The organism is Oceanomicrobium pacificus, assembly GCF_009833495.1.
Classification (GTDB): Bacteria; Pseudomonadota; Alphaproteobacteria; order Rhodobacterales; family Rhodobacteraceae; genus Oceanomicrobium; species Oceanomicrobium pacificus.
The window spans coordinates 161,823-176,783 of the sequence record NZ_WUWG01000001.1 but is presented as its reverse complement, the minus strand read 5'-3'; the positions used below and the strand labels follow the sequence as shown (position 1 = coordinate 176,783).

Sequence of the window (14,961 nt, the reverse complement as noted above, 5' to 3'; positions counted from 1 at the left end):
TCGGCTTTAAAACGAAACGGACCGCCGGCGGGTGCCAGCGGTCCGAACTGTTTCAGCAGGTTCGCCGGTTACTCGGCCGGTGCGTCCCCTTCATCCGTCGCGAAATCCGTGACGCCTTCATAAAGCTGGATCACGATGACACGGGCATTGTCGACGCCGGCTTCATAGCCCTGCAGATAGGGCGCGGCCTCGGGCACGGCTTCTGCGATCGGCGCGCGCGCGACATAGATGCCGAGCGCCACGAGGAAGAGCAGAAGCGCGGTCATTGCACCGGGCCAGAAGCTGCTTTTCTTCTTCACCACGGGCGCGGACAGGTCCTCGAATTCCCGTTCCTCGCGAAGCGACGCGCTCAGGTCGTTCGCATCGGGCAGGTCGCCCTTGGCGCGGGCCAGTTCGGCCTCATCATCCTTGCTGATGACGCCCGAACGTGATGCGGCCTCGGCCACGGTGGCGCGGCGGCCGGTGGACGGGTGGCTGTTTGCGGCGTCATCCGCAGGTTCGGCAGCGGACAGCTCGTTGCGAAGCTTCGCCATCAGGTCATCGTCTTCCGCGGCGGCCGGCGCAGGGGCTGCGGCCTGCGGGGCGGCGGCTTGCGCCGTTTCTGCCGGTTCGACGGGCGCTGGCGCGGCAGGGGACGGTGCGGGATCGGCCCTGGGCGGCTCCACCGAAGCCGGGGGCGGGCCGGGATCAGCGGCTGCCGGCTGCGCCGGTTCCTCCGCGCGCGGTGCGGCGACGGCCGCGGCACTGGCGGCACGGGCCGCGGCCAGTTCGGCATCGCTCGGTGCCGGCGGGGCGGTCGGCGGCGCGGTTGCGCCCTCCTCCTCCTCGAAGGAAAAATCAGTGGACCGGTCCGGCTCGCTGGCCGTGCGGGACGCGGGGCTGTCACCGGTCACACGGTCGGCACCCATCTCGGGCGCAGGTTCGGCCGGCGCCTGCGGCGTGTCACCGGCCCCGTCTGAGACTTTGTCGAAATAGTTCGGCGGGGTGTATTCCGGCTCTGCCGCCGGCTCCTGAGCCGCAGGCGGTGCGGCCTGCCCGCCGATCGGATCGCCCAGCGGCATCGGCGCTTCGGCGCTGCGCTTGTCCTGGAACCATGTGGTCGAACAGGTGCCGCACTGGACTTCGCGCCCCTCCTCGGGGATCGCATTGTCATCGACCTCGTATTGCGCGGAGCAGGACGGGCAAATGATCCGCATGGCTCACCTCTGTTCTTGTTTTTTGACCCCACATCCGCGAATCGCGGTTGGTTAGTTGTAACCACGGACCCAATTCATTCCAAGTATTGCCTTTTCCGGCGCGCCTTTAAAACAGGCGTTGTGTCCATTCTGACCTTCTGCGATTGTCCGCGCGGAACCGGAAAGGGCCGAGCGCGGTGATCGAATTTGAACAGGCGGGATTCAGCTATGGCGGCGGGCAGATCCTGTCCGAACTCGACCTGTCGATCCGTCCCGGCTCGTTCCATTTCCTGACCGGCCCGTCGGGGGCCGGCAAGACCACCTTCCTGCGGCTCTGCTATCTGGACCTGAAACCGACGCAAGGCCGCATGGCCGTATTCGAGCAGGACGTGGCCCGCGCCGACCGCGACCGGGTCGCGCGGCTCCGCCAGCAGATCGGCGTCGTGCATCAGGACTGCCAGTTCCTCGACCACCTGTCACTGCGCGAGAATGTGGCGCTGCCCCTGCAGGTCGCGGGCCGCGACGCGCGCCGTTTCGACGACGATATTGACGATCTCCTGTCCTGGGTTGGCCTCGATGCACGGTCGGACGCGCTGCCCGCCGAATTGTCGGGCGGGGAGCGCCAGCGGGCGGCACTTGCGCGCGCCGTCATCATGGCGCCCGAGATGATTGTGGCCGACGAGCCGACCGGCAATATCGACTGGGAAATGGGCCTGCGGGTGCTCGATCTGCTGATCGAGCTGAACCGGATGGGCAAGACCATCCTGATCGCCACCCATGACCTGAATCTGATCCGCAGCGCCAAGAGCCAGGTGGAAGCGCATGTGCTGCGGCTGCGCAGCGGGCGGCTGCAACAGGCCGAGGTGGCTCTGTGAGCCGTGCGGGCGTCCTTGATCTGCTGGTCGGCGACCGGCAGGCGGAAAAGGTCGTCCCGCGGCGCGGACACACGGTCTGGCTGACCGGGCTTGCGGCCGGGATCATGGCCTTCATTGCGGTGCTTGTGCTCGTGCTGGCGCTTGTCGGCAACGCGCTGGCCGCGCGCTGGACCGCGCAGTTGGACGGCACCGCGACCCTGCGTGTGTCGGCGCCCGCCGATCAGGTGGCGCTGCAGACCGAGGCTGCGCTGGGCATCCTTCAGGTCACGCCAGGCGTCACGTCTGTGCGGCGCGTGCCCCAGGGCGAACAGCTGGCATTGCTGGCCCCGTGGCTTGGCACCGACCTGCCGCAGGATCTGCTCGATCTGCCGGTGATGATCGACGTCACGCTCGACGATCCCGACGGCGCGGCGGTGCAAACGATCCGCCAGCGCCTCGCGGCAGAGGCGCCGGGCGCGATGCTCGACCTGCATGACCGGTGGCGCGATCCGCTCGTCGATGCAGCCTCCACATTGCGCGGATTGTCGATGCTGGCGCTCGTCCTGATGCTCGTTCTGACGGCCGCGATGGTCAGCCTGTCGACCCACGCGGCGCTGTCGTCCAACGCGCAGGTCGTGTCCACGCTGCGGCTGATCGGGGCGCGGGATGCGTTCATCGCGCGGGCCTTCGTGCGCCGGTTCACGCTGCGCGCGGGTGCGGGCGCGCTTGTCGGCATGGTGGCGGCGCTTGTGCTTCTTCTAATCGCCCGGCCGGCCGGCGATCATGTTTTCGCCGGCACCGGCCTGACGGGCTGGCAATGGCTCTGGCCCTTGCTGGTTCCGCTGCTGATTGCCATTGTGGCCCTGATCACCACCCGCCAGACCGCGCTCGCGCGGCTGCGCAAACTGCCCTGAGGTTCGCCCGCCATGCTGCTCATCCGGTCCCAGTTCGTGAACCTGCTCATGTATGTCCTGATGGCCGTCATGGGTATCCTTCTATCGCCCGCGGCCATCTGGTCGCGTGACGGGGCCTACTGGGCCTGCAAACTTTATTGCAAGATCATGTTCTGGCTGCTCGACAAGATCTGCGGGCTGAAGATCGAGATCCGCGGCGAGGTGCCGAGCGACGAGGTGATCGTCTGTTCCAAGCACCAGAGCTTCCTCGACATCATGATGCTGATGCATGCGCTGCCGCGTGCCCGCTACATCATGAAGGCGCAGTTGAAATGGGCGCCGGTCATCGGCTGGTACGGCATGCGCATCGGCTCCGCGCCGGTGTCACGCGGCAAACGCGGCGCGGCGATGAAGCAGATGGTCGAGAATGCCGAGAAGAGTCAGGCGACCGATCCCGGCCAGACGATCATCTTCCCGCAAGGCACGCGTGTGTTGCCGGGTGCCAAGCTGCCCTACAAGGTCGGGGCCGGGGTGCTCTACCAGCGCCTCGGTCAGGATTGCGTGCCGGCGGCCACGAATGTCGGTGTCTTCTGGGCACGGCGCAGCCCCTATCGCTATCCCGGCACGGCGGTGCTCGAATTCCTGCCGCGCATCCCGGCGGGCAAGAAGATCGAGCCGTTCATGGCCGAACTGGAAGAGGTTGTGGAGACACGCTCCAACGCGCTGATGGAAGAGGCGGGCTTCACCCTGCCGCCGGAGGAGCCAGCCGCCGACATTGACGATGCGGGGAAAACCCGCGCCTGAGCGGCGCGGGGCCGCGCGTCAGACCAGCGCTTTGGACCCGAGGTCGAGGAATTTCTGACGGCGGGCCTTGCGCAGCGCCTCTCCCTTCTTGCCGTCAAGTTCCGACAGCATCTGTTCGAGCGCCTTGCCGACCCGGCGGATCGCTTCCTTCCGGTCGCGCTGGGCGCCGCCCTCGGGCTCGGGGATCACAAGGTCGGTCACGCCGAGTTTCTGCAAGTCCTGCGCGGTCAGGCGCAGCGCCTCCGCCGCGTCGCGCATCTTCTCCGCATCCTTCCACAGGATCGAGGCGCAGCCTTCTGGCGAGATGACCGAATAGATCGAATGTTCGAGCATGGCGAGCCGGTCGCCGCAGGCAAAGGCCACCGCACCGCCCGATCCGCCCTCGCCGATGATGACGGAGACCATCGGCACCGTCACGTTGAGGCACTTCTCGGTCGAACGGGCAATCGCTTCGGACTGGCCGCGCTCTTCCGCCCCTTTGCCGGGATAGGCGCCGGCCGTGTCGATCAGCGCCACGATCGGCAGGTTGAACCGGTCGGCCAGATCCATCAGCCGGACCGCCTTGCGATAGCCCTCGGGCCGCGCCATGCCGAAATTCCGCTCGATCCGCGATGATGTGTCGTGGCCCTTCTCATGGCCGATGACGACCACCGGACGGTCCCCCAGCCGCGCGAGGCCGCCCATCACGGCGGGATCGTCGGCAAAGTTCCGGTCGCCTGCAAGCGGTGTATATTCGGTGAAAAGCTGCTTGATATAGTCCGCGCAATGCGGCCGGTCGGGATGGCGCGCCACCTGGCATTTCCGCCACGGCGTCAGGTTCTTGTAGAGGTCTTTCAAAAGCTGTTCGGCCTTGCGGTCGAGCGCCTTGGCCTCCGCCTCGACATCCATTTCCTCGTTCTCACGGGCCAGCGACCGCAATTCCGCGGATTTGCCTTCGATTTCCGCCAGTCCCTTTTCAAACTCGAGATAGTTCTGCATGTCGTCCAGCCCTCAGATTTGTTCCGCGATATATGGCGTCCGGTGGCGTGGAATGCAACGGAAATGGCGGCGGAACCGCGCGTGTCAGTTCCAGGCGGCGGCGCTCCGGCGGGTGGCCAGAAGCAGGTTGGTCTCGCTTGCGGAAATGCCCTCGATCAGGCGGATGCGACGCAGGATATCGTCAAATTCCGCCAGCGTTTCCGCGCCCAGTTCCACGATCAGGTCCCATTTCCCGTTGGTGGTGTGAATAGCGCTCACTTCCGTCATGCCGTTCAGCCGCGCGATCACCCGCTCGGCCATATGGCCCTCGATCGCGATCAGCATCAGGCCGCGGATCGGCAACTGCCCGATATCCGACCGTAGAACCGCCGTATAGCCGACCAGTTCGCCGCTTTGCTCCAGCCGTTCCAGCCGGTTGCGCACGGTGGCCCGCGACACGCCGAGATCGGCCGCGAGCTTGGCCACGGGGCGGCGCGCGTCGCGGCGCAGGATGGCAACCAGCCGTTCGGTCAGAGTGTCCATACGTTTTGATAATATACGCTTGCCGGTTTGGCAAATATTGGTCCCGTTTCGCGCACTTTTGGATCTTTTTGGCTCCATCTCACCGGGGGAGACTGAACGTGTATCAATCAAAGCGGCGGAAAGGGACCGACATGGACGCACGTGACTGCCTGCTGATCGGGGCGCCTGTGCAATCGGGGGCGAGCCAGCCAGGATGTCTGATGGGACCGGATGCGCTGCGGACCGCCGGGCTGGCGGAGGCGCTGGCCGATCTTGGTCATCGGGTCACCGATCTGGGCAATGCGGCACCGGTGGACATGTCGCCGCCGGCGCATCGCAACGACGCGATCCATGATCTCGGTGAGACGGCCGGCTGGTGCGCGAGCCTGCAGGACAGGGCGCGGGCGGCCATGGCGGACGGGGCGCTGCCGGTCTTCCTTGGTGGCGACCACAGCCTGTCGCTCGGCACGGTGCCGGGCGTCGCGGCCCATGCCGCGTCGGACGGGCGCCCGCAATTCGTGCTCTGGCTCGACGCGCATCCCGATTTCCACACGCTCGACAGCACCCGGTCGGGCAACCTGCACGGGACACCGGTCGCCTATTTCACCGGCCAGCCCGGGTTCCAACCCTGGTTGCCCGCACCTGCCGCGACCGTGCCCGCCGCCCATGTCGCCATGCTTGGCATCCGGTCGGTCGACGCAGCCGAGCAGACCGGCCTGCGCGAGGCGGGCGTGACTGTTCATGACATGCGGTCGATTGACGAGCTTGGCATCATCCGTCCGCTGACCGCCTTTCTTGACCGCGTGCGGGCGGCCGACGGGGCCCTGCATGTCAGCCTCGACGTGGATTTCCTCGACCCCGGTATTGCGCCCGCCGTGGGCACGACCGTGCCCGGCGGCGCGACCTTCCGCGAGGCGCATCTGGTGATGGAGCTTCTGCATGACAGCGGCCGCGTCACCTCGCTCGACGTGGTCGAGCTGAATCCGTTTCTCGACGAGCGCGGCCGGACCGCCGCGCTCATGGTGGACCTTGTCGCGAGCCTGATGGGCAAACGCGTCATGGACCGCATGACCCGTTCCTACTGAAGGAGACAGACATGTCGACCGAACCCTCCGCTCTGGCCATGGTGCCTTTTGTCAGCGTCGATCACATGATGAAGATCGTGCATGGCACGGGGCTGCAGACCTTCCTGACCGAACTGGCGGCCTATATCGAAGAGGATTTCCGCCGCTGGGAACTGTTCGACAAGACCCCGCGCATCGCGTCCCATTCCGCCGAAGGCGTGATCGAGCTGATGCCGACCAGCGACGGGGAGGTCTATGGGTTCAAATATGTGAACGGGCATCCGAAGAACACGAAGCAGGGTCTGCAGACGGTCACGGCCTTCGGGCTGCTGGCGGATGTGTCGAACGGCTATCCGGTGCTCCTGTCGGAGATGACGATCCTGACCGCCCTGCGCACGGCGGCCACCTCGGCGCTTGTCGGGCGCTATCTGGCGCCCAAAGGGTCGACAACGATGGCGATCATCGGCAATGGCGCGCAGTCGGAGTTTCAGGCCCACGCGTTCAAGGCGATCTGCGGGATCGAGCGGGTCCGGCTCTATGATATCGACCCGGCCGCGACCGAGAAATGCGCCCGCAACTTGCAGGGCTCCGGTCTGGCGGTGGAGACATTCCGAAGCCCCGAGGAGGCCGTGGAAGGCGCGCAGATCATCACCACGGCGACGGCCGACAAGCAATATGCCACGATCCTGACGGACAACATGATCGGCTCGGGCGTGCATATCAACGCGGTCGGTGGCGACTGTCCGGGCAAGACGGAACTGCATCGCGACATCCTTCTGCGCTCGGATATTTTCGTGGAGTTCCCGCCCCAGACCCGGGTGGAGGGCGAGATCCAGCAGCTCGACCCCGAACATGGCGTCACCGAACTGTGGCAGGTGATGACCGGCGCAGCCGCCGGACGGCGTGACGCGGGCCAGATCACGCTCTTTGACAGCGTCGGTTTCGCGATCGAGGATTTTTCCGCCCTGCGTTACATCCGGTCGAAACTGGAGCCGGGGTCGAACTGTATCGAGCTTGACATGCTGGCCGATCCGGATGATCCGCGCGACCTGTTCGGGATGCTGATGCGCGCCGGCTGATGCCATGATCCGGCCGGTCTGCGGGGGCTGGCCTTTTCAGGACAACCTGCTAGGGAGGGGGTGACCCCGGGTCACGCCCCCCGTCAGAAGCAGGAACGGCCAGCATGTCCACCCCACGCCAGAACAATCCGCTCGCAGGCATCGGACTGGCGGTGGCGGCCTTCGGGCTTTTCGCCACCCATGATGCGATCGTGAAATTCCTTGGCGCGGGCTATTCGACCTTCCAGATCGTCTTCTTCTCCGTGCTCTTCGGCTTCGTGCCGGTGGCGCTGATGATGACGGCCGACCGCGCGGTGGACAATTTCCGCCCCGCCAACCCGTTCTGGGTCTTCCTGCGCACGGGCATCAGTGTCGTGACCATGTCGGCGGCCTTCTATGCCTTCACCGTGCTACCGCTCGCGGAGACCTATGCGATCCTCTTCGCCACACCGCTCCTCATCACCGCCCTGTCGGTGCCGATGCTCGGCGAGACCGTTCGCGCCCGACGCTGGATCGCGGTCCTTGTCGGCCTTGCGGGCGTCGTGATCGTGCTCCGGCCCGGCTATTCGGAATTTTCGCTGGGCCATCTGGCCGCACTTGTGGCGGCGATCGGGTCTGCGGTTGCGTCTGTCATCGTGCGCAAGGTGGGCGCAACGGAACGGTCGGCGGTGCTGATCCTCTTCCCGATGTTTGCCAATATCATCTGCATGGGGGCGATCCTGCCCTTCGTCTACGAGCCGATGCCGCTCGGTGATCTGGGACTGATGGCGGCCATCGGCGGGCTGGCCTTCATCGCGCAAGTGTCGATCATCGCGGCCTACAAGGCGGCCTCCGCCGCGCTGGTCGCGCCGATGCAATATAGCCAGATGCTCTGGGCGACGGCCTATGGTGCGCTCTTCTTTGCCGAACAGCCCGACCGTTGGGTCGGCGTCGGCGCCGCGATCATCATCCTGTCGGGCCTCTACATTGTCTGGCGCGAGAGCCGCGACAATGTCTCGACCCAGCGTCCGGTGCTCCGGATGAGCAACCTGCGCTACGATACCGGCCCGTCGCCCAAGCCCAAACAGGGCCAGCAGGGCGCGGACGGGCAGGACCTTGGCGCAACCGCGCCCGACGCGGAACCTAAGTCGAAATAAGTTCCGCCTGGCGCACGATCACCTGCGCCTGCCGGATCGAGGCCAGGTCCACAAGCCGGCCCTTGTAGACGGCCGCACCCTGACCAGCGCGCTCGGCTTCTTCCATGGCGGCGAGGATTTCGCGCGCCTCGGTGATCTGGGCGTCGGAAGGTGTGAACACCTCGTTGGCGAGCGCCACCTGCTTGGGGTGGATCGCCCATTTCCCGACCATGCCGAGCGTCGCGGAACGTTTGGCCTGCGCCATGAAGCCGGCCTCGTCGGAGAAATCCCCGAACGGACCGTCCACCGGCAGGATGCCATGCGTCCTGCAGGCGGCGACAATGGCCGTCTGGGCCATGTGCCACGGGTCGGACCAGTGCTGCGCCCCGTCGGGTGCCACCATGTAATAGCCGGCCTGCGTGCCGCCGATGCCGGTTGTCTGCATCCCCATGGAGGCGGCAAAATCGGCCGCGCCGAGGCTCATCGCCTGCAGGCGCGGAGAGGCGGCCGCGATCTCGTTCACATGGGTGAGGCCGGCGGCGGTCTCGATGATGACCTCCAGCGCGACCGGCTTTGTGCGGCCCTTCGCCGCTTCCACCGCCGAGACGAGCGCATCGACGGCATAGATATCCGCCGCATTGCCGACTTTCGGGATCATGAACTGGTCGATCCGGTCGCCCGCCTGTTCCAGAATGTCCACGATGTCGCGATACCAATAGGGCGTGTCGAGCCCGTTGATCCGGACGGACAGGGTCTTGGTGCCCCAGTCGATCCCGTCGATCGCCTCGATCACCGCCTTGCGGGCGCTGTCCTTGTCCGCAGGCGCGACGCTGTCCTCAAGGTCGAGGTTGATCACATCCGCGGCGGACGCGGCCATTTTCTCGAAAATGGCGGGGCGCGATCCGGGTCCGAACAGCTGGCAACGGTTGGGGCGGGCAGGGGCGGCGGGCTGGACCTTGAAGCTCATGCGATTTCCTTGCGACATTTAATTGCGCTGACAGGGCAAGAGAGATCACAATCTTGCCCTGCCTTGTCAATTGCTTTCGTGCTGCAGGCGCGAAAACGCCACGGCAGCGCGTCATTGCAGATCGTCGAACGCCTTGTGCAACCGTTCCACCGCTTCCACGACCAGCGCGCGGCGCGTGGCGAAATTGAAGCGCAGGAACTGTTCCCCGCCCGCGCCGAAGGTCGCACCATAGGACGGGGCAACCTTGGCATCATCCACCACGCGCTTTTTCACCTCGTCGGGCGTGAGGCCGGTATTCTCGAAATCCGCCCATCCCAGATAGGTCGCATCGAGCGGCATGGAGCGGACGCCGGGAATGGCGTTCAGCCCGTCATGCAGGATCTGTCGGTTGCCCTCCAGATAGGTGCAAAGCGCGTCCACCCAAACGTCGCCGTCAGAATAGGCCGCGGTGACAAGCCGCGCGCCGAACCCGTTGAGCCCGATACCGTTGGCCGTGAGCGTGTGCGCGAACCGGCGGCGAAGTGTGGCATCGGCAATGATGACATTGCCGGTCAGGGCGCCCGCCATGTTGAAGGTCTTGGTGATCGCGTTCATCACCACCAGCCGGTGCGACAGGTCGGGCAGGGCCAGAGGGGCGGGCAGATGGGTGCCGCGTCCGAAGGTGATGTCCTGATGAACCTCGTCGGAGACGAGCATCAGGTCATGGGTCTCGCAGAAGGCGCCGAGCGCGGCGATTTCTTCCCTGCGCCAGACGCGCCCGCCGGGATTGTGGGGCGAACAGAAGATGACCATCTTCTCCGACCCGTCGAGCGCGGCCGCGGCGGCGTCGAGGTCCATCTCGTAGCGGCCATCGACCTGCACCAGCGGGCATTCCACGACCCGTCGGCCCGAGGCTGTGATGACGCGTGCAAACGCATGGTAAACCGGCGTGAAGAGGATCACCCCGTCGCCCGGCTCGGTGAAGGCCTGAAGGCACATGGAAGTGCCGTTGACCAGCCCGTGGGTGGACAGGATCCAGTCCGGATCGACGGTCCATCCATGGCGCCGTTCCATCCAGCCGGCGATTGCTGCGTGATAGGCGCCCTTGTCGCCCGGATAGCCATGCACACCATGTGCCGCGTGCGCCTGAAGTGCCTCGTTGACGGCGGGCGGCGCCTTGAAGTCCATGTCGGCAACCCACATCGGGATCGCGTCCGACGGGTCCAGTCCGTAGACGCTGTGGAGATCGTCCCACTTGTTGCAGTGGGTTCCGATCCGGGGGATCACTTCGTCGAAGTCGAAAGGCATTCATGGTCTCCTGCTCGGTGCGCGCTGCAGGCTAGCGGATCGCGCGGCGGTGGCAAGGGACAAAGGCGCCGCCCGTCTTGCGCCAGAAGGGCAATTCCCCTACATGGCGGGCATGAGCACGCGCCCGATCCTGATCCATCCCGACCCGCGCCTGAAGAAGGTGGCCGCCGAAGTGACGGCATTCGACGCCGATCTGCAGGCGCTTGCCGCAGATATGCTCGACACGATGTATGACGCGCCGGGCATCGGTCTGGCCGGTCCGCAGATCGGCGCGATGCAGCGCATTTTCGTCATGGACTGCGCCGCCAAGGAGGCGGAGCCGGAACCGCTCGTGCTCATCAACCCGCAGATCGTGGCCGCGTCGGACGACCTGTCCGAATATGAGGAAGGCTGCCTGTCGATCCCCGATATCTACGAGACAATCACCCGCCCCGCTGCCGTGCAGATGCGCTGGCAGGATCTCGACGGGCAGGTGCAGGAGGCCGAATTCGGCGGTCTGGAAGCGACCTGCGTCCAGCATGAGCTCGATCATCTGAACGGCAAGCTCTTCATCGATTACCTCTCGGCTCTGAAACGCCGGATGATCACCTCCAAGATGCAGAAGCTGAAGAAGGAAAGGCTGCGCGCCTGATGGCCGTGCGCCCTTTCCTGATCTATCCCGACAAGCGGCTCCGGTCTGTCTGCGTGCCCGTTGACGCTGTGGATGATGCTGTGCGCGCCGTCTGGCAGGACATGCTCGATAGCATGTATGCGATGCCGGGCGTCGGGCTGGCCGCGAACCAGATCGGGGTGATGCAGCGGTTGGCGGTGGTCGACTGTTCCGAGGCGCAGGACGCGCCCGTCCGGATGGCCAATCCCGAAATCCTGCACGCGTCGGTCAAGCTGCGCGCCCATCAGGAAGGCAGTCCGAACATCCCCGGCCTCTGGGCCGAGGTAGAGCGCCCGCGCGCCGTCACGGTCGCCTATCTCGACGAGACGGGCACGCGGGTCGAACGCGATTTCGTCAATCTCTGGGCGACGAGTGTGCAGCACCAGATCGACCATCTGAACGGCAAGCTCTTCATCGACCACCTGAAACCGGTGAAGCGGAAGATGCTGCTTGCGCGCCACGCAAAATTGCAGAAACGGAAGGGCGGCTGATGCGGATCATCTTCATGGGAACGCCCGATTTTTCCGTGCCGGTGCTCGACGCGCTGCACGAAGCGGGTCACGAGATTGCCGCCGTCTACACACAACCGCCGCGCCCTGCCGGCCGTGGCAAGAAGGAACGCCCGTCGCCTGTGCAAGCCCGCGCCGAAGCGCTGGGCGTCGATGTCCGGCATCCCGTGTCGGTGCGGAGCGACGCGGAAATCGCACGTTTCGCGGCGCTCAAGGCCGATATCGCGGTCGTGGTCGCCTATGGCCTGATCCTGCCGCAGGCGCTCCTCGATGCGCCCGCGCGCGGCTGCCTTAACATTCATGCCTCGCTCCTGCCGCGCTGGCGCGGGGCGGCCCCGATCCAGCGGGCGATCATGGCGGGCGACGCGGAGTCCGGTGTCTGTATCATGCAGATGGAAGCCGGGCTCGACACGGGGCCTGTGCTCTTGGAGCGCCGTATCCCGCTCGCCCGAGACGAGACCGCGGGCAGCCTGCGCGACCGGCTCTCTGCGCTGGGTGCCGCGGCCATCGTGGAAGCGCTCGACCGGATCGACGATCTGGTGCCGCAGCCGCAGCCCGACGACGGCGTGACCTATGCCGCCAAGATCGACAAGGCCGAAGCGGCGGTCGACTGGACCCGTCCGGCCGAGGAGATCGACCGGCAGATCCGCGGCCTGTCTCCGTTCCCGGGCGCCTGGACCGACTGCCGCGGTGCGCGGCTGAAGCTCCTCAATTCCGAACCTGTGGACGGGCAAGGCGAACCGGGACAAGTACTCGATGACCGGCTGACGGTGGCCTGCGGCGCTGGCGCGGTGCGGCTGACGGAAGTGCAACTGGCCGGACGGGCGCGGCAGGATGCGGATGCGTTCCTGCGCGGCACGCCGCTTGCCAAGGGCGACAAGCTCGGCCCTTCGGCGTAGACTGCGCTGCACGCGCGGCGGCAGGCAAGGAGGCAAACCCCCGATGTTCTTTTCCTTTTTCGGATCGATGGTGATTGCCGGGATCGTCGGCTACCTGTCGGAGCGCTGGGATCTGACCCGCAACGGCATCCTGCCAAGCATCATCATCTGTCTTGGCGGGGTGTTCCTCGTCTACATGATCCGGATCATGTTCCACCTGAGCTTCGGATCGCCCGGACTCGATGCGATCATCGGCGCGGCCGGGGCGCTGATCCTCGTCCCCACGGCCGGTCGCGGACGGCGCTGATCCTAGTCGGATTTCGCCGGTTTTTCGGGTTTGAAGGGCGCCATGCCCGCGCGGGCCAGTTCGTCGGCCCGCTCGTTTTCGGGATGGCCGGCATGGCCCTTCACCCATTCCCACGTCACCTGATGCCGCGCCTGCGCCTCGTCGAGGCGCTGCCATAGATCGACATTTTTCACCGGCTTCTTGGACGAGGTGCGCCAGCCGTTACGTTTCCAGCCGTGAATCCAGCCGGACACGCCGTTCTTCACATAGGCGCTGTCGGTCACGACGGTGAGCGCGCTCGGCCGCTCCAGCGTCTCCAGCGCGGTGATCGCGGCCATCAGTTCCATGCGGTTGTTCGTCGTCTCTGCCTCGCCGCCCTTCAACTCGCGCGATTTCACGATCTTGCCGTCACGGGTCGCCTGCAGAAGCACGCCCCAGCCACCGGGGCCGGGATTGCCGGAACAGGCGCCGTCCGTATAGGCGGTCAGGGTCGTCATCGTGCGGATATCCTTCAGGAAAAGGCGCCGAACAGCAGCGCAAACACCACCGCCAGCGTCAGCGGCAGGCGCAGTGCCAGCCACCAGGGAGGCGCAATTTCCTCATTATGAGCCCAGAGGTCAATGGCCAGTAGTGCCAGAAACCCGGCCGCCAGCAGGGCGCAGGACCATTGCGGTGTCGGGCCGAAATAGAGCGGCGCGAAAAAGGCCCAGAGCGCCGGCAGTGTGGTCGCGAAGAGCACCCAGAACCCCGGACCGAGCCGCCGCCGCGGATAGCAGGCAAACCCCCAGAGGCAGCCGCCCATGAAGGCAAGGATCACCATGCCGTAACGTTCAAGCAGCAGCGCGCCCGTGTCGCGCGGGACGGCAAAGATCTCGCCACCGGAGCCATCGTTTGCAGGAAGCAGCGTGAGCACGACGCCAAAAGCGAAGGGCAGCAGCCCCGCCACCCCGAGCCAGAAGGCTGCGCGCGGGATACCCGTCACGCAGCGGCCTCGCGCAGGACACGCGGCACCTTGAACTCCACATCCTCGCGCGCCGTCTCCACCCGCTCGACGGTCAGTGCATAGCGGGCGCGAAACGCGTCCACCACCTCGTCGACAAGGATCTCGGGCGCGGATGCGCCGGCCGTGATGCCGACCGAGCGGATGCCTTCGAGCGCCCGCCAGTCGATATCGGCCGCGCGCTGGACAAGCTGGGCATAGGAACAGCCGGCCTTCTGGCCGACCTCGACCAGACGCCGCGAATTGGAACTGTTCGGCGCCCCGATCACCAGAAGCGCGTCGATCTTCGGCGCCATCGCCTTCACCGCAGCCTGCCGGTTGGTGGTTGCGTAGCAGATATCTTCCTTGTGCGGCCCCACGATGTCCGGGAACCGCGCCTGAAGGGCGGCCACGATTTCCGACGTGTCATCGACACTGAGCGTCGTCTGGGTGATGAAGGCAAGCTGCGACGGATCGCGCGGCGCCAGCCCTGCCACATCGGCGACGGTTTCCACCAGAAGCACCTCGCCCGGCGGGAGCTGGCCCATGGTGCCGACGGTCTCGGGGTGGCCGGCATGGCCGATCATCACCATCTGCAGGCCGTTGGCGTGATGGCGCTCGGCCTCGATATGGACCTTGGAGACCAGCGGGCAGGTCGCGTCGACATAGAGCATGTTGCGCGCCTCGGCCGCGGCGGGCACCGATTTCGGCACGCCATGGGCGGAGAAGATGACCGGCCGGTCGGTCGGGCAGTCGTCCAGTTCCTCGACAAAGACCGCGCCCTTGTCCTTCAGCATGTCGACCACGAACCGGTTGTGCACGATCTCGTGGCGCACATAGACCGGTGCGCCCCATTTCTCGAGCGCCATCTCGACGATCTTGATCGCGCGATCCACACCGGCACAAAAGCCGCGCGGCGCGGCCAGATAAAGCGTCAGGGCTTCGGTCATTCAGGGTCTCCGGA

18 protein-coding genes are annotated in these 14,961 nt (G+C 66.0%); 10 read left to right on the top strand and 8 right to left on the bottom strand.

Translation table 11 applies throughout. The features are described from left to right. Window positions 1–68: 68 nt before the first annotated feature. The gene (locus GSH16_RS00900) at window positions 69–1,196 is read right to left on the bottom strand and encodes a zinc-ribbon domain-containing protein (RefSeq protein WP_160850991.1); all 1,128 of its coding nucleotides are present in this window, start codon (window positions 1,194–1,196) and stop codon (window positions 69–71) included. A 176-nt stretch (window positions 1,197–1,372) separates the two neighbouring features. Here GSH16_RS00900 and GSH16_RS00895 point away from each other — a divergent pair, with 176 nt between their 5' ends. From GSH16_RS00895 to GSH16_RS00885, 3 genes are read left to right on the top strand one after another with little or no spacing between them, the layout of a single operon-like run. After that, a complete protein-coding gene (locus GSH16_RS00895) occupies window positions 1,373–2,050 on the top strand; it encodes a cell division ATP-binding protein FtsE (RefSeq protein WP_160850990.1) in 678 nt (225 codons plus the stop codon). After that, the gene (locus GSH16_RS00890) at window positions 2,047–2,943 is read left to right on the top strand and encodes a cell division protein FtsX (RefSeq protein WP_160850988.1); all 897 of its coding nucleotides are present in this window, start codon (window positions 2,047–2,049) and stop codon (window positions 2,941–2,943) included. Before GSH16_RS00895 ends, GSH16_RS00890 begins: the two co-directional genes overlap by 4 nt. 12 nt (window positions 2,944–2,955) lie before the next feature. Beyond that, window positions 2,956–3,726: a lysophospholipid acyltransferase family protein gene (locus GSH16_RS00885; protein WP_160850986.1), complete on the top strand. Its 771-nt coding sequence runs from the start codon at window positions 2,956–2,958 to the stop codon at window positions 3,724–3,726. 18 nt (window positions 3,727–3,744) lie between these two features. On the opposite strand, the gene GSH16_RS00880 is transcribed toward GSH16_RS00885, so the two are convergent. Both GSH16_RS00880 and GSH16_RS00875 read right to left on the bottom strand, forming a co-directional pair. Then, on the bottom strand, window positions 3,745–4,704 hold the full coding sequence (locus GSH16_RS00880; RefSeq protein ID WP_160850984.1) for an acetyl-CoA carboxylase carboxyltransferase subunit alpha: 960 nt from the start codon (window positions 4,702–4,704) through the stop codon (window positions 3,745–3,747). Window positions 4,705–4,788: 84 nt separating this feature from the next. Then, complete coding sequence (locus tag GSH16_RS00875) at window positions 4,789–5,226, bottom strand: Lrp/AsnC family transcriptional regulator (protein WP_160850983.1); 438 nt, start codon at window positions 5,224–5,226, stop codon at window positions 4,789–4,791. A 131-nt stretch (window positions 5,227–5,357) separates the two neighbouring features. Here GSH16_RS00875 and rocF point away from each other — a divergent pair, with 131 nt between their 5' ends. The 3 genes from rocF (at window position 5,358) to GSH16_RS00860 (ending at window position 8,463) form a co-directional block, all read left to right on the top strand. Further along, window positions 5,358–6,290, top strand: a complete 933-nt coding sequence (gene rocF, locus GSH16_RS00870) for an arginase (protein WP_160850981.1) — start codon at window positions 5,358–5,360, stop codon at window positions 6,288–6,290. A gap of 11 nt (window positions 6,291–6,301) precedes the next feature. Further along, window positions 6,302–7,348 carry an ornithine cyclodeaminase gene (locus GSH16_RS00865; protein ID WP_160850979.1) on the top strand — a complete coding sequence of 349 codons (1,047 nt, stop codon included), beginning with the start codon at window positions 6,302–6,304 and terminating at the stop codon, window positions 7,346–7,348. A 104-nt stretch (window positions 7,349–7,452) separates the two neighbouring features. Then, window positions 7,453–8,463: a DMT family transporter gene (locus GSH16_RS00860; protein ID WP_160850978.1), complete on the top strand. Its 1,011-nt coding sequence runs from the start codon at window positions 7,453–7,455 to the stop codon at window positions 8,461–8,463. Here GSH16_RS00860 and GSH16_RS00855 read toward each other — a convergent pair. Next, window positions 8,450–9,409: an L-malyl-CoA/beta-methylmalyl-CoA lyase gene (locus tag GSH16_RS00855; protein WP_160850976.1), complete on the bottom strand. Its 960-nt coding sequence runs from the start codon at window positions 9,407–9,409 to the stop codon at window positions 8,450–8,452. The genes GSH16_RS00860 and GSH16_RS00855 overlap by 14 nt on opposite strands. Window positions 9,410–9,520: 111 nt before the next feature. Then, window positions 9,521–10,696, bottom strand: a complete 1,176-nt coding sequence (locus tag GSH16_RS00850) for a MalY/PatB family protein (protein WP_160850974.1) — start codon at window positions 10,694–10,696, stop codon at window positions 9,521–9,523. Between the two features lie 112 nt (window positions 10,697–10,808). On the opposite strand from GSH16_RS00850, the gene def (GSH16_RS00845) reads away from it, so the two are divergent. The 4 genes from def (GSH16_RS00845) to GSH16_RS00830 are packed head-to-tail and all read left to right on the top strand — an operon-like array spanning window position 10,809 to window position 13,039. Beyond that, window positions 10,809–11,327 (top strand): peptide deformylase, encoded by a 519-nt coding sequence (gene def / locus GSH16_RS00845; RefSeq protein WP_160852887.1) that lies wholly within the window; start codon window positions 10,809–10,811, stop codon window positions 11,325–11,327. Then, a complete protein-coding gene (gene def / locus GSH16_RS00840; protein WP_160850972.1) occupies window positions 11,327–11,836 on the top strand; it encodes a peptide deformylase in 510 nt (169 codons plus the stop codon). The genes def (GSH16_RS00845) and def (GSH16_RS00840) overlap by 1 nt, the downstream gene beginning before the upstream one ends. Further along, on the top strand, window positions 11,836–12,753 hold the full coding sequence (gene fmt / locus GSH16_RS00835; protein ID WP_160850971.1) for a methionyl-tRNA formyltransferase: 918 nt from the start codon (window positions 11,836–11,838) through the stop codon (window positions 12,751–12,753). Before def (GSH16_RS00840) ends, fmt begins: the two co-directional genes overlap by 1 nt. 43 nt (window positions 12,754–12,796) lie before the next feature. Continuing rightward, entirely contained in the window at window positions 12,797–13,039 is a 243-nt protein-coding gene (locus tag GSH16_RS00830) for a hypothetical protein (protein WP_160850969.1), read from the top strand. A 2-nt stretch (window positions 13,040–13,041) separates the two neighbouring features. Here the strand turns inward: GSH16_RS00830 and rnhA are convergent, their stop codons facing one another. Genes rnhA through ispH form a run of 3 tightly spaced genes read right to left on the bottom strand, consistent with a single transcriptional unit; the run spans window position 13,042 to window position 14,947 of the window. Beyond that, entirely contained in the window at window positions 13,042–13,515 is a 474-nt protein-coding gene (rnhA, locus tag GSH16_RS00825; RefSeq protein ID WP_160850967.1) for a ribonuclease HI, read from the bottom strand. Window positions 13,516–13,529: 14 nt separating this feature from the next. Then, window positions 13,530–14,000, bottom strand: a complete 471-nt coding sequence (locus GSH16_RS00820) for a DUF3429 domain-containing protein (protein ID WP_160850965.1) — start codon at window positions 13,998–14,000, stop codon at window positions 13,530–13,532. Beyond that, complete coding sequence (gene ispH, locus GSH16_RS00815; RefSeq protein ID WP_160850964.1) at window positions 13,997–14,947, bottom strand: 4-hydroxy-3-methylbut-2-enyl diphosphate reductase; 951 nt, start codon at window positions 14,945–14,947, stop codon at window positions 13,997–13,999. The genes GSH16_RS00820 and ispH overlap by 4 nt, the downstream gene beginning before the upstream one ends. Between the last annotated feature and the right edge of the window lie 14 nt (window positions 14,948–14,961).

Excerpts from the sequence above, each read along its gene's own strand:
- GSH16_RS00900 (WP_160850991.1), bottom strand. The coding sequence starts at position 1,196 with ATGCGGATCATTTGCCCGTCCTGCTCCGCGCAATACGAGGTCGATGAC.
- GSH16_RS00885 (WP_160850986.1), top strand. The coding sequence starts at position 2,956 with ATGCTGCTCATCCGGTCCCAGTTCGTGAACCTGCTCATGTATGTCCTG.
- GSH16_RS00880 (WP_160850984.1), bottom strand. The coding sequence starts at position 4,704 with ATGCAGAACTATCTCGAGTTTGAAAAGGGACTGGCGGAAATCGAAGGC.
- GSH16_RS00875 (WP_160850983.1), bottom strand. The coding sequence starts at position 5,226 with ATGGACACTCTGACCGAACGGCTGGTTGCCATCCTGCGCCGCGACGCG.
- rocF (WP_160850981.1), top strand. The coding sequence starts at position 5,358 with ATGGACGCACGTGACTGCCTGCTGATCGGGGCGCCTGTGCAATCGGGG.
- GSH16_RS00865 (WP_160850979.1), top strand. The coding sequence starts at position 6,302 with ATGTCGACCGAACCCTCCGCTCTGGCCATGGTGCCTTTTGTCAGCGTC.
- GSH16_RS00860 (WP_160850978.1), top strand. The coding sequence starts at position 7,453 with ATGTCCACCCCACGCCAGAACAATCCGCTCGCAGGCATCGGACTGGCG.
- GSH16_RS00855 (WP_160850976.1), bottom strand. The coding sequence starts at position 9,409 with ATGAGCTTCAAGGTCCAGCCCGCCGCCCCTGCCCGCCCCAACCGTTGC.
- GSH16_RS00850 (WP_160850974.1), bottom strand. The coding sequence starts at position 10,696 with ATGCCTTTCGACTTCGACGAAGTGATCCCCCGGATCGGAACCCACTGC.
- def (WP_160852887.1), top strand. The coding sequence starts at position 10,809 with ATGAGCACGCGCCCGATCCTGATCCATCCCGACCCGCGCCTGAAGAAG.
- def (WP_160850972.1), top strand. The coding sequence starts at position 11,327 with ATGGCCGTGCGCCCTTTCCTGATCTATCCCGACAAGCGGCTCCGGTCT.
- fmt (WP_160850971.1), top strand. The coding sequence starts at position 11,836 with ATGCGGATCATCTTCATGGGAACGCCCGATTTTTCCGTGCCGGTGCTC.
- GSH16_RS00830 (WP_160850969.1), top strand. The coding sequence starts at position 12,797 with ATGTTCTTTTCCTTTTTCGGATCGATGGTGATTGCCGGGATCGTCGGC.
- rnhA (WP_160850967.1), bottom strand. The coding sequence starts at position 13,515 with ATGACGACCCTGACCGCCTATACGGACGGCGCCTGTTCCGGCAATCCC.
- ispH (WP_160850964.1), bottom strand. The coding sequence starts at position 14,947 with ATGACCGAAGCCCTGACGCTTTATCTGGCCGCGCCGCGCGGCTTTTGT.